Raw genomic sequence first — 14,298 nt, 5'->3', positions numbered from 1 at the left:
ATCACTCTATATCTGAAATTTATGTTTAATCAATGGATGAAAAAACAATTACATTTTAGCCTTTCTTTTAGTTAATTCTGCGATAATAGGTAAAAATTTATTACCCGTTATTTCAGAAATCTCCATATACTGATCAGCAGCCTTCTCATATTCTTCTTTCCCTTCTAAAACCAATGCATACAACATTTTAGCCTGTATATCGGTAGGATCAAAAACAAAACATGCGTCTATATCCTTTTCAGCATTTTCATAATCTCTAAGCCCTAGATAATTTTCGGCTCTACTCCTATACAATGATAATTCTTGATTATCTTCAATTAAATAAGAAAGAGAATCCGTTATTTTTTGATTTGCCTTTGCAAACCTCTTGTTCTCACCTTCTTTTTTTATTCCGTCTAAAAAATTAAAATACTCATCACAATCATAAATTAAATCTTTTTGTACAGTTAGTACAAGTTCTTCTCCAAGACGTCTTCCTAAAATCTCCGGATCAGTTCCTGTAGTATCTTGTAATGCTATCGAGATTAATTGTTCTTGATGATTTAATATACTTTTAGCAACACAATTGGCAAAAAAGCTTTGATCAATATTTGTCTTATCCTCTTCTGAAAAGCAATTGCACATACTTTCGGCTACTTCTTTTTTAAAAGTGGGATCATCAATACTAAGACTCCTATCGATCTTTTTTTGTTGTGCTAAAATTTCATGATATTCTTCTTCGGTAATACGTTGCACACTAGTCTGTATGACCATATCAGAAAATGGAGATGTACTCTTTTGAAGATATGAGTTTTCTGTAGTTTCTAACATTGCGACATCAATAGAAAATGGTGTATCCACATCGATATCATAAGGATTGTCTACTATTTTATCTAATGTTAACTTATAACCACACGCTGACCACTCTACAGAAAGTTCGAGCTTCATTTTAGAAATAGAATTATACTCTTTTTGTTTATTTCCGAATCTATGGAGTAAAGAAACTCCCGTTATGGAATCTTCAATTTTAAAATAACCTTCTCTAAACTGATCGCATTCCTTTTTCTGTCCTAATGCAACTATAGAAATCATTAGGAAAACTAGTAGTACTTTTAAATTCATTCTGTGGTCTAAATTCTATTGGCTGGTAATATACTACAATTACTTTATAAAAAATCTATTCTGTTTTTGTACTAAAAAAGAACATTTGGCCCCAGATAGCCGAGGTTTAACCCTAGTTTGACCGCATTGGGGAATTCTTTATAACTATTAGCTTTTTCCGTAATTTCTAACACAATATTCTTTTCTTTATCAAAACATTTTATTGATAAAACATCTTGATCCAACTTCATAAATATCTTTTCATATATGCGCAAATTATAAGAGTTTTCTTTAATCAAAATCTCTCCTGATTTCATCACTCCATTATCAAAGATAGCTGTATGAAGTACATTATCATTAAGGTCATACCTAATGACTTTACCATCTAATTTATAATCCTTTATCGCATATGTATACTCTTTATTTTTTCTATTAGCACTGTACACCACTACATTTTGATTATTTTCAGAAATGTAATTGGTAACTATTACTTGTCTTTCGGTTGTTTTTTCTTTTTTAACAATAGCACCATTTTCATACCACACCTCTTCACCTCTATGTACTTCTTTTCCTTGATATGGAAGGTCATTTTTATATATCAACTTACTTATAAGGTTACCTTCGGTATCATAATAAATAGTTTCTCCTTCTAACATATCATTTGTATAATTCTTTACGATTTGTTTATTTCCATTATAATCGTAATTAACAAAAGCTCCTTCTTTTTTATCATTTATATAATACCCTTCTTCTATTAATTTATTGGAATAATTCATTCGTTTATACACTCCATTCTTTTTGGCATTTTTATAGTTCAAATAAGAATTATTAGCATGGTTGTAGGCAACTCCTTCGTATGGTTTTTTATCTTTAAATAACAGCTCTGCAATCACTTCTCCACTTTCTTTATAAAAAACTGCTTTTGTATTTATATCTATATCTTCTATTAATACATATTCATATTCTTTACTAGCATTAGACATGTAGCGTTTCTTATATTTTTTACTTTTTACTAATGTACCATTATCCATCTCCTTATATTCCTCTACCACATCTGTATTGCTAAAATACTTATACAAGATTCCTTGCTTTAATTGATGATCATAAGTAGCTATCTCATTACCTGATGGATCATAGAAGATTTCCTTTGCTTTGCTTCCTTTTTTATAAAGTAATACAGAACGTTTTTTTTGTGTATCGTGATAAAACGTTACTTCCTTTAACGTTTTATAACCATCATAAAAATATTCTATGATTCCAACCTTACTAGTATCCTTATCAAAGTATCGATATATCTTTTCAGAAGTTTTATTCCCATCCGAATATTTAGATACATAATTAATTCTTCCTTTATAATCAATTCTATATCGAGTCCCATCTTCTTCACTCATATATTCATCAGAGTTAGACGTCACATGCCCCAATTCTAATCCATTTTTATCATAAAAAGTAGCTTTACTATTCTGAAAAATACTGAACGGAACATTTGTATCTGGATAATAATTAGTCTCTTTTACTAAAACTCCTTGGTCATATATAACAGATCTACCTTTTTCTATTAATGTCCCTTGATATGGTTTATACTCTTTATAATTAAGCCTACTGGATTGTTTTCCTTGCTCATCATAATTAATCTCTTCCTTTTTATTTTTATTCTCGAAATAAATCTTCGCCTTTATCTTCTGATTTTTATGAAAACGTTCCATATAGACCACATCACCTACCTCATTGAATTCTTCTATATATTCTATAAGATGCATTTCTTCTGGAATGTAATTCGAATAAAACTGCATACGTTTTCCATTTATAAAACTCCAGCTTTTATTAGGGTTTTCAATTCCTACACTATTTAATAGATTTCCCTGTTTATCAAAATATTCTATTTTTTGTTTCGGTTCTTCTATAAAACGATTCCTTAGTACACCATTAGGATAATACGTAGCCATTACCCTACCATTTTTGTATTTATAATCTCTAACTTCTTTTACTCTAAATGGACTTCTATAATAAGTAACAAATATTCCTTCATAACTTCCAGTTGTCTTATCTCTTGTAGAAGTTCCTATATACTTGCCTTCATTGTCATAGAATTTAGTTTCATAGGCATCTACATAGGTTCCTGTGTTTTTTTTAAAATATTCGTACCTAACGCCATTTATATCGGTATCATAGATAACTTCTTTCATAATACTATCACGCTGTACGATATAGGTTTGTGAAGTTCCATTATTAAAATTTGCTTCTCCAGAAACAAAACGTCCATTCTTGTATTGAGCAATAAGCTTTTTATCTTTGTAATAAGTAATGAAATCACCTTCTAAACGGTTATTTTCATAAGTAAAAGATTGTATTACTTTTCCGTTTGTATCGTACCAAGTTACCACACCTTCCCAAAAATCCTTTGCAGGATTAGAGGATGTACCTTCCATTTGCAAAGAGCCATTTATATAGTAATCCCGTACCAGATATAGTTCTCCTTTCTTAGAAACAGGCGGACGATAAAAAGCGGCATCATCTTTAATGGATAGCTTCCAATTTTTATCATACCAAATTGTATCATTCTGTCCAAAAGCCTTAAAACCTATAGTACATAAGACTACATAAATAATGCTAACCAATACAATATTCTTCTTACCAATACTCATACTCTACTACCTTATTTTTCTTTTGATTTATTGATGTAAAAGTAAACATCATAGATACAATAACTACCCCTGAAAACAAGGATATTGTAAACCCTGAAAAAAAGACATATAAATATTTTAAATAGCAAAAGCTCCTCTAAATGGGGGAAGAGGAGCTTTTTGTAGGTTGGTTATCACAGTTTAAATTGATAAGCAAAAAAAGTGTAGTTGAGTTTATGTAGTTACTTTTCTAATAATCCATTCAATCCTATACCTAATATATCTCCTCAGGGTCTGTAAATTTCTTTGGGTTAAAACTCTCAGACCCTTGATGGAAATAAAATGGTTGGTCAATTGAAATAAAATGGGTAATTAATATTGTTAAGAAGCCGCAGGAACTATCTGTTGTTGTTTTTCTAATTCTTTCTTAGATAAGTCACGAGTAAGCCATCCACCTCTTCCGGCAGTTGCTATAGCATATGGTGTAATCCAGAACAAAGTAAATGCATAGAATAAACTATATGGATACGCCCATAAAGATTCTGATAGACTATGTTTTTTAGCATAAAAGAATGCTTGAATACTCGAAAATATTAGAATACTTACTAGTGTAGAACTAAAAAATAAAACTGGATACGTAGCTATAAAAAACACCATTAACAAAGTCGCAGGATACGCCATTACCATTTTTAACCACTGGTTTAATAATAAAACTCTGGTACCAGCTTTTGATCCTTCTCTAAAATTACTAAAGGCAAATTTACTCATAGCAATATTCTCTCTAATATTACTACGCTCCCATCGAATAAACATTTTATATAAATTCTTATAACGTTCTGGAGTGTTCGTATACACATATGCTTTTCTCTGAAACAATACATTATATCCTTGTTTAAGAATCATATTAGTCATTGCTCGATCTTCTCCTATTTTAGAGACTTGTCCCATAAAAGTCTGAGTAATCCATTCTGCTCTACAGTTCATAACTGCTTCTCTGCGATACGCAGATAAAGCTCCTGGAGTACACAATACAGATCCTATAGCACTCTGCGCAGAACGTATAAACTCAAAACTAAATGCAAAGCTTACATTAAGCATTCTTGGGATTAACGCTTTGTCGCTATTTAATACTTTTACATTACCAGCTACTGCCCCGCAAGATTCATTAGTAACAAAAGGCGAAGCCATTACACGCAGCGTATCCTCTTTTACAATAGAATCACTATCAACTGTAATAAAAACATCTCCCATTCCTAAATTGAACCCTCTGTACAATGCATGTCTTTTTCCTCTGTTCTCTGGTTGCTGGTATATAGAAACTCTATTTCCTAATTCATTTTTTGCTTTTTTCATCCAATCCCAAGTGTCATCCTGGCTCCCATCATCAATAGAAATAATCTGTAACTTCTCGATTGGATAATCACTTTTAGCTAAACTATGAAGTGTTTTATACACCAATTCTCCTTCATTATATGCAGGAACAATTACAGTACATAATGGTAATTCTTTATCAGATAATGTATCAGTCGTTTGATAACGTAGATATAGATATAATATATAAACTAGAAAGCTTACTTTAATCAAAAGCAATGAAATACCCGCAATCATTAAACTAATTCCCCAAACAGTATTCATTCTCTCTAAACGAATTTGTTCGAAATAAGGTTGTAAAAAATAAAATAATGATGCAGCACCAAATAATAATAAAAAAGTGATTAGCAACACAAATGAAGAAGATCCATTTATCACCATATTCTTCATTCGATTACCGAATGAGTTTCCTACTATCGGTGTTTCTGTCATTTCTATTGTTCTTGATATCTCCATAATGTCTTTTTTGTTACCACTCTGGAAAACCAAAATTGATACCAATTACAAACACTACTGAATTCCAATGATTTAAGAAACATGCCAAAAAACAAAAGTGTGTATTTCTTACACAGTTGGGTATTTTTACCACATTATTTTCCACAATTAATGATTCTGATTACCCACTCTTTTATAGCTTTAGGACACCTTATAAGATTTAGTTATTTTTGTTAGAGTATTCTCTAATATCATTTGTATCGTACATGAAAAGAAGTATTAAAAAATACCTGCGTTTATTGTGGCAGTCTGTACTCTTTTGGTCATTAGCCATGGGGTTCTTTTCTATATTTAGATATTATGGAATTGATGAAGAAGAAGGTATCTATATGATTCAGGAATATCGAGGGTATACTGGTACTATACGTGCACTAATGGGTTTTTCTAGTATTGGAATGTTAATCGGAATCGTATACGCTACCATTGATTTACTTTTTGATAAATATACTTCTAATAAAATATCACTGGTATATAACCTAATTGTTAGAACCTTATTTTACTTTATTACTACAGTTATCATCTTTACTATAATTATGGATATCTTTTCTGAAATCTATAATCTTAATTTAGATACTGATAGAGGTTGGTGGAAAGAAAACAAATCTTTCTGGGCTACTATTCTTTATATAGTAATGGTTTCTTTTGTTTTTTCATTTATAAAAATAGCTGCAGAAAAGTTTGGAAGAGGTGTTTTCATAAAAATGCTTCTCGGTAAATATAAAAACCCACAAGAAGAGAAACGCATTTTTATGTTTCTGGACCTTAAAGATTCTACGACCATCGCAGAAAAGTTAGGACATTTTAAATACAGTCAGTTTATACAAGACTGTTTTTATGATCTTAATACCGTAGTTCCCAAATATGATGCAGAAATTTATCAATATGTTGGAGACGAAGCGGTACTAAGTTGGCCATATAAAAAAGGTTTGGCTAATAATAACTGTGTCTCCTTATTTTTTGCTTTTCAACTTAAAAAACAAAACAAAGCCAATTATTATCAAGAAAAGTATGGCGTAATTCCAGAATTTAAAGCCGGGTTGCATGGTGGTAAACTCATGGTTACAGAAGTAGGAGTTATCAAAAAAGAAATAGCCTATCATGGGGATGTAATTAATACATCAGCTCGGATCCAGGCAGAATGTAATAATCATAAAGTGAAGCTTCTTATTTCTGAAGAGTTATTAAAAGATCTAACTATTAATTCTGGTTTATCTACTACATTCTTAGGCAGTGTTCTATTAAAAGGGAAACAAAAAGAAGTCAATATCCACACGATTGACAAAAGTTTGCAAACCACTTAAGTACTTAACAACAAGTGTTCTAAAAACATTTAATATCTTTTTTATTTTAATATTTTAAAAAAAGGTAGGGTGAATTCGTACGTATGTGTTTTAGGTATAGAAAACAGAAATCACATAAACGATACCAGTTATGAATCATACATTAAAACAATACTCGCAGCTTCTGAAGCAGTCTGTACTTTTTTGGGCAATAGCTATGGTACTATATTCGATATTTAGATATTATGGAATTGATTCAGAAGAAGGTCTTGCAGTGATCAAAAACTATGAAGGTACACTGGGAACACTTTATTATTTTGTGAAACTCATTAATATCGGTATCATAATAGGTGTATTATACGCTACGGTGGACTTTACTTTTGATGCCTATACAAATAATAGAATATCACTTACTAAGGATATCATTTTAAGAACATTATTGCATTTTATAGTTACGCTTACTGTATTTATGGTGATTACAGATATTTTCGCAACACTTACAGGTACACACGCTGGTCAACATACAGGTTGGTGTTGTTTTAATAAATCGTTTTGGGCGGTTATTCTGTATATTGTTTTATCCTCTTTTGTCTTCTCTTTTATCAAAATAGCTAATGAAAAATTCGGAAAAGGAGTTTTTATAAAAATGCTATTAGGAAAATATAAAAATCCACAAGAAGAGAAACGAATCTTTATGTTTCTTGATCTAAAGGACTCTACCACTATTGCAGAAAAATTAGGTCATTTTAAATATAGCCAATTGATACAAGATTGTTTTTATGATCTAAATAAAGTGGTTCCTAAACACAATGCCGAAATCTATCAATACGTGGGAGATGAAGTAGTACTAAGCTGGCCTTATAAAAGAGGATTAGCAGATAATAATTGTGTAAACTTGTTCTTTGCATTCCAACAGCGCAAGCATGCAAAAGCAGCATATTATCTAAAAAAGTACGGAGTTGTACCTGAGTTTAAAGCTGGATTACACGGTGGTAAACTCATGGTAACCGAAGTGGGTATTGTAAAAAAAGAGATCGCCTATCACGGAGATGTTATCAATACTTCTGCCCGTATACAAGGACAATGTAATACTTATAAAGTACCATTATTAATCTCTGAAAAACTAATCCGAGATCTAAAAATTAATGCCAATCTAACTTGTCAATTTTTAGGAAGTGTATTATTAAAAGGCAAGCAAGAAGAAGTAAACATTCATACCATAGCGAGGGTATAAATAGCGAAGGTTTTGGGGAAAATCCGAGCAAGTCGAAGCTTACTGTGTGTTATAAGCTTCGACTTTTTTTGTTTGTTATTGGATCCTTCAACCTTCGAACATCCGAGGGCTGTACTTCGGTAAACTCAGCAGCCGCGGAGCCGGAGCCTGGCAGTAATCAACCTTCGACTACGCTCAGGGTTAGAAAGTGTTAAGTGATCGAAAATAACTAGAGTCCGAAAGTTTCACCCACTTTAGTTTTAGGTAATATAAAACTAGAGGTCTTCGAAGACTCACTTTACATTAAGCATAACGAATTTTAAATATACCTATTAGTGGGTATGTTAGATCAGGTCTATTTCATTTATTTTTGAATGAACTAAAAACTTTATAAAATGGGCCGAATAATTACTTTCTTTTCTTTTTTATTATTAACAATCGCTAACCTTCATGCTCAATTGTCTGATAAGGATGAAAAAGAGAAATTTAAAACGGATGTAAAACAACTATATCAAGACAAATCATATAATGAAGAGAAATTCATACATTATAAGGCATTAAACATTGTTTTTAATAGAGAAATCAACAAACTATTGACGGAAGCTTCCGATTTATCTACGCGAGCAGCGTTTGCTACCTTAGAAGAAGAAAACAATAGACTAACGTTGGGATATTCTATTAATCCAAATAGTAAAACGACTAGTGGGACTGACTATGTAAGGTATATATGGAGTATGGGAATCCAGGCAGACATAGAAGACAATTTCTCTAGTCTCTCCGTAGATAGTGAAATACAAAATGACATTGGCGTTTTTGTGAAATTCACTCAACTTTTTCGCGGAAACATTGGGTATACGGATAAAGCAAAAATAAAAAAGTTTAGAGACCAGTACTTGCTTGATCAAGCATTAGCATATAAATATGATAAATATAAAGAATCTCAGAAAGAAACAGATTTGGCTATTAAAAAGAAAAAATCCCTTGATCCTACTATCGATACAGAGGATGAATATAATAATGCTTATACAGCTGCTGTAAAAAATGCTTATAATGAAACATTAATTGAAGAAGCTGAAACTATTACTAAAGGAAAGTATATAAAAACTTTGAGAAAAACATGGTGGTCAGCAAGAGTTTATATGCCAATAAGTACCACAGAATATGAAGTTTTTAAAGAAGAATCGTCTCCTAGTTCAGAAACTAAAAGCTTTTATCCCTTATCATTAGAAGGTTCATTCAGTTATTATCGTAAATCAATGCGTATAGGAACGATGCAACTTACCGCTTTTTATAATGGTTTTATGAACAACTCTATAGCAGCAAATATTCTTAAAGAAAGAACATTTACCTCTTTACCTAGCAATACCCCTACTACACCAGTAGAATTAAGTACACAAAACAAGTATATTGGTGAATTTGATTCTTTCATTACCCATAATCTTAAAGGTGATTTTGTTTACTTTTATCGTGATTTCCCTGTTGGGTTAAGTGCTTCTTTTGATTATTCATTTGGAGAATATGAAGCATCAACTTGGAAAATAGGAATTCCATTTTACCTAAAAGGCAAAAACGATGATTCTGCTATTAGTGTAGAATTACAATGGAGAGAAATCCATGAAAAAACTTTAAGTGGTGAAAGTACTCACGCGCTAGGGTTTAGCATCGGTATCCCATTTGGTAATTATGTGAATCAATAATATTTTACAACAAACAAAAAGACAAAAAACACCCCCAATAGTTGCGTCCAACTATTGGGGGTGTTGTACTAACCCTTCGGCTGCACTCAGGGTTCAGTGGTATTCTTATCCGAGGACTGAGCGGAGTCGAAGTCTGGTACTTTGAAAACAGAAAAATGAGTTCCGTTCGTGCATTCAGCTAAATCATGTAGCGTATCCAAATCTCCATTCATTAATGCTTCCTTTTTCGCTCTGCTCCATCCTTGTACTTGTTTCTCTCGATAGAATGCCGTATCGATCCTATCATATTGTTCGTAGTATAATAACCTAACAGGTAATCGTTTTTTTGTATGATTAGCTCCTTCTCCATTTTGGTGCTGCTGCAATCTCCTATCTAAATCTTTTGTACTTCCTGTATAGTAACTACCGTCACTACATTCTAATATGTACATATATCCTGCCATCCTTTATGATGTTACCGTATCTATAGTATTATGTGTTAAAAAGGAAGTAATTGTTACCCTATGAATACACATTTCGACAAGCTCAGTGTGACTGCTCAGAGTTCGAGTGCCTCACCCTGTGGAATAATATAACACTGGAGACTGAGGCTCTCGAAGTCTCACCCTTCGAGTTACCTCAGGGTTCGATTGTATTCGAGGGCTGAGGCTCTCGAAGCCCGATTTATAGGGAATTACTCTTCAGCTCCGCTCAGGGTTCGGGAATGTTCAAGGTTCGGATGTAATGGAGGATATTTAAGGTTTATCTACTTTAGGATACCAAGCTTCTAATATATTAAAGGATCCTTTGATATAATATTTATATGCATCTACATTATAAAAACCAGAAAGGATACTTGATAACGCGCTAGGGTAATCCACAGCCAGATCTGTCTGTATTGGTGTTTTTATCCATACATCGGTAAAAAGTGTTTCTGGATCTACTACCTCTACATATACATAAATGTCTTTTACAAATGTATCTTTTATACTTTCTGCCGCTACCGTTAGTGCATCTAAGTATGCTTTTTTTGCAGCCTCAGAATCGTTTTGGGAAATCATTGCTGTTTTTACCATCAGCAATAACTTTTGATCATTCTTCTTAATTTTATAAATGCTTGTAGTATCTTTTGCTACACTAAAATGTGCATTCATTTGATTACTTAGCTTTTCCTCTACCACCTTATTAGTATGTAACCAAGGGTTACTTAGCTCCTGTGTTTGGATATTAATTAACCTGCTTACGGCTTCTTTTTCTAATTCATTATTGCCTTCTATTAAATAATGTAATGAATTTGGATACCGCTCAAACAATAATTCATAATACGCCTGATCAATCTTATCTAAATAATAAAAGTATGTAGTGTATTGAGGATATTTATGAGATAGGTATCTAGATATACTATCCGTAGGCTTCATATTATGTATGATATCACTGTAAGCGATATTTAAAGATTGTTTATATCGAGAGATTTTTTCATGAAGGTGGTATGTCGTAAACAACTGTTTTAAAGTATCACTAACCTGATATATGCTAGCTATGTATTGGGTATTAGTAGCATAATATTTTATATACACATCATCTTCATATTCATCCCAGAAACCGATTATATCATGATGTTTTCTGGTTAACTCCGCTATTGTATAGTTTTGATGTAGCACAGTATCTCTGTTATGTACTGCTGTTATTTTAGCGTATAAAGTACTCCAATCCCTAGCAGCATATTTTAGTTTTGCATACTGATAGTCTAAATCCTGAATCACATCCTTTTTAGCTTCTAACTTGGCAATTGCAGTAGCCTTCTTTTCATCATATTTAGATTTCAAAAAAATAAAACTGACCAATAGTACAACGATACACGTGCTAATTACTAATGCATGATATGCTTTCTTCTTTGTATTTGACATGATTGATTTATGGTTTGATATTCAATTGATTTCATACCTTTTCCTAATTGTACATAGACCTTTCAAATCTGCAGCCTTTTAAGAACTTCAACGTACTCAGTATGAAGTATCACCCTTCTTGGGTTTTGCGAAACCCGATAGTAGTTTTCTGTTGGTTGTTTATCTCCGAAAGATGTGTTTCGAAATTCGTCTTCATATTTTCTGGTAGCGTTACAGATTCTGGTTGTGTCCACGCCAAATTATTTGCGGGCCAATCACATTTTTCTTTAAAATAGGTCCATTTCTGTAATCGATCCGTACAGGCTTCAAAATTATTACTCCAAAAAGCATGTCCTACCCGATAATTATCATAATAATCCTCATGACTATCAAACAAATAATAAATGAGTTCAGAAGCTTTTAGTATATTTTTCCAAGCTTCGCTTTCTGAGATATAACCGGCCATAAATGCCCATCGACTCATTGGTATAACTCTAAATAAATCAAATCCCCAAATCAACTTCTTGGGCTTATTATTAGCGATTAAACCACATTTCTCTATATACATTGGATCCACTTTAGTAAGTCCAGAGATTTGATTAATCATATCATTTGCGGAGTCCGAAACAATATCCTGCGCAAACCATTTAGAATGCATTCCATCAAATAAACGAGCTATCATCTCATAGTATTGTTCTTTATTAAGTACTCCCCAATCTTCATTAAGGTATTGTTGATACAACACATCTTGATGTATATCAAATGTTTGTGGTTTAAACTTCTGTTCTCCTAAACGAATATTACACGGAAAAACTTCTAAAGTTTCTGACCAACCACCACCATAAAACATATGCACTAAATTGAGTCTAATTGCTTTTTTTTGATCTATGTTCAAAGGAGTTACATCTCCCAACCTATAATATGTTTGTTGTTCTTTTATTGCTAATATTCGTTGTTTATTAAGAAAAGAAAATATAAAAAATAAGGAAATCATTACACCAGTGACTATAGCAAGAAACTGAGGTTCTATCAAAGAGTTTAAAGGCATCCCATTTCCTTGTGAAGGATTACCAAAAACTTCGTACAATCCCATTCCTATTACCAACATAAAAAACAACGTTGCGGTTCCTAAGATCGATAACCCAACTTTGGCGTTCTGCTCTAAGTTTTGATATGCTTGTAAAAAAGTATTGTTTTTTGGTGGATTTATGCGACTTAATGGTGTGTTTTGTAATATTTCCATAAGCTGCTTACTCTGCTGTGATTTTATAATTCTTTGTTTTATTACTGATCACTTGGGATTCGAATCTCCAACGCTTGTCTGCTGATATAAGTGAGATTTTTTGAGCTCGCTTATCTGCTTTAAATTTTCCTTTTATCTGTGTATTAGAAAAATTACTATGATCTGCTTCTAAGGTTTCAAAGGTAAGCGCTCCTACTTCTTCACCCGTAACATACGTACAAGTGCTATCTATAGGATTTACAGCTATTACTTTAATCCAACCATGAGCTAAAAAAGGCGTCTTCTTTTCATCTAAAGTCTGATTAATAAATCCATAGTATTTATCTCCTTTATTAGGTAAAGACACAAACTCTTCTATATTCATTTTTGCTTGTGGATTACTAAACATAAATAAGTAAAAAACCAGTGCTAACGCACCAATGACTCCAATAATAGCAGTAGAGAATATAATTTTACCAAATGTCGAATATGTTTTTCCTGCATCGACAATTGGATATTGTTTAGCATAATCCGCAGCTGCTTTTTTCATTTGCTGCGTCCACTTTTTTTTAGAAATTTCGGTTCGATCTGTAGTTGTATAAAAAGCAATTACGGGTTTCTTCTGGATGTTTTGAACCAAGCCTGTATTTATAACCTTTTTATGCAAGCGAACTTCCATCATCACTTCCATATTAGTATATGGGGATATAAATTGGCTCTTGAGTGTTTGATAATGTTCTAAATGCTCACTGATAGTAAGAATAGGCATAATGTGCGTTGTTAGTTTGTACATCTCAAAATAACCACGGATTCAGATCAAAATCAACCCTGAAAACCACCGTTTAATTAGGGAAGATTTCTTTGTTTTATGTAATGCATGAGAAATATAATATTAATTGTTGATTTTATGTAATCTCATTAACAGAATAAAAAATCAATGAATAGGAATCAATACCAACCATACTCTAGAAATAGAAGAAATCATCTTACTAGCTATAGAATGTGTTTTTCTGATATCAATTACAGGATATTCTTTAGCGTAGGCATCCACTGCTTTTATCATTTGTTCTGTCCAATACCTTTTAGGGATCTCCGTCTGATCTGTGGTAGTATGAAACGTAATGATTGGCTGTTTTAGTGTTTTTTCACCAAAACCCTTGTGTATCATCTTTTTATGCATACGTACTTCTAGTAAAACTTCTTTTTTGTTATAAGGTGAAACAAATTGAGTTTTTAAAGTTTTATAGGGTACTACATATTCTTTGAGCCTTGATTTTTTCATACTTTGGGGGTATTATAGGTTCTCTATATCAAAGGAAACAATTCTATAAGATAAAACCACCCCTGAAAACCACTGTTTTTCATTTTACACTAGCAAATTTCCCCGAAAGTTATTACTAATAAAAGACTTTTTGCGAATATGATGTGTTTTCTTTATCCGTTTAGATGTT

Annotated in this window: 11 protein-coding genes; 3 read left to right on the top strand and 8 right to left on the bottom strand. The window is 32.1% G+C overall.

From position 1 onward, the window contains the following. Positions 1-48: 48 nt before the first annotated feature. From NMK29_RS07850 to NMK29_RS07840, 3 genes are all read right to left on the bottom strand, one after another. Positions 49-1,071 (bottom strand): hypothetical protein, encoded by a 1,023-nt coding sequence (locus NMK29_RS07850; RefSeq protein ID WP_108804411.1) that lies wholly within the window; start codon positions 1,069-1,071, stop codon positions 49-51. Positions 1,072-1,172: 101 nt separating this feature from the next. Then, positions 1,173-3,725 carry a toxin-antitoxin system YwqK family antitoxin gene (locus NMK29_RS07845; protein WP_108804412.1) on the bottom strand — a complete coding sequence of 851 codons (2,553 nt, stop codon included), beginning with the start codon at positions 3,723-3,725 and terminating at the stop codon, positions 1,173-1,175. 360 nt (positions 3,726-4,085) lie between these two features. After that, the gene (locus tag NMK29_RS07840; protein WP_234424310.1) at positions 4,086-5,465 is read right to left on the bottom strand and encodes a glycosyltransferase family 2 protein; all 1,380 of its coding nucleotides are present in this window, start codon (positions 5,463-5,465) and stop codon (positions 4,086-4,088) included. A 311-nt stretch (positions 5,466-5,776) separates the two neighbouring features. Between NMK29_RS07840 and NMK29_RS07835 the strand changes: the two genes are divergently transcribed. From NMK29_RS07835 to NMK29_RS07825, 3 genes are all read left to right on the top strand, one after another. Further along, positions 5,777-6,871, top strand: coding sequence for an adenylate/guanylate cyclase domain-containing protein (locus NMK29_RS07835; RefSeq protein WP_108804414.1), 1,095 nt, complete (start codon positions 5,777-5,779; stop codon positions 6,869-6,871). A 130-nt stretch (positions 6,872-7,001) separates the two neighbouring features. Further along, positions 7,002-8,084, top strand: coding sequence for an adenylate/guanylate cyclase domain-containing protein (locus NMK29_RS07830; protein ID WP_108804415.1), 1,083 nt, complete (start codon positions 7,002-7,004; stop codon positions 8,082-8,084). Between the two features lie 374 nt (positions 8,085-8,458). Beyond that, positions 8,459-9,760 (top strand): hypothetical protein, encoded by a 1,302-nt coding sequence (locus tag NMK29_RS07825; RefSeq protein WP_108804416.1) that lies wholly within the window; start codon positions 8,459-8,461, stop codon positions 9,758-9,760. 86 nt (positions 9,761-9,846) lie between these two features. Here NMK29_RS07825 and NMK29_RS07820 read toward each other — a convergent pair whose 3' ends face one another. From NMK29_RS07820 to NMK29_RS07800, 5 genes are all read right to left on the bottom strand, one after another. Continuing rightward, positions 9,847-10,203, bottom strand: a complete 357-nt coding sequence (locus tag NMK29_RS07820) for a GIY-YIG nuclease family protein (RefSeq protein ID WP_108804417.1) — start codon at positions 10,201-10,203, stop codon at positions 9,847-9,849. Between the two features lie 291 nt (positions 10,204-10,494). Then, positions 10,495-11,646, bottom strand: a complete 1,152-nt coding sequence (locus tag NMK29_RS07815) for a hypothetical protein (protein ID WP_108804418.1) — start codon at positions 11,644-11,646, stop codon at positions 10,495-10,497. A 109-nt stretch (positions 11,647-11,755) separates the two neighbouring features. Continuing rightward, complete coding sequence (locus NMK29_RS07810; RefSeq protein ID WP_108804419.1) at positions 11,756-12,868, bottom strand: DUF1266 domain-containing protein; 1,113 nt, start codon at positions 12,866-12,868, stop codon at positions 11,756-11,758. Positions 12,869-12,875: 7 nt separating this feature from the next. Continuing rightward, a complete protein-coding gene (locus tag NMK29_RS07805; protein ID WP_108804420.1) occupies positions 12,876-13,616 on the bottom strand; it encodes a hypothetical protein in 741 nt (246 codons plus the stop codon). A gap of 165 nt (positions 13,617-13,781) precedes the next feature. Beyond that, positions 13,782-14,129, bottom strand: a complete 348-nt coding sequence (locus NMK29_RS07800; RefSeq protein ID WP_027391258.1) for a hypothetical protein — start codon at positions 14,127-14,129, stop codon at positions 13,782-13,784. Between the last annotated feature and the right edge of the window lie 169 nt (positions 14,130-14,298).

It is taken from the genome of Aquimarina sp. Aq107 (assembly GCF_943733665.1).
Taxonomy (GTDB): Bacteria; Bacteroidota; Bacteroidia; order Flavobacteriales; family Flavobacteriaceae; genus Aquimarina.
Note: the sequence above shows the minus strand (reverse complement) of the source record. Positions and strands in the feature narration are given on the sequence as shown.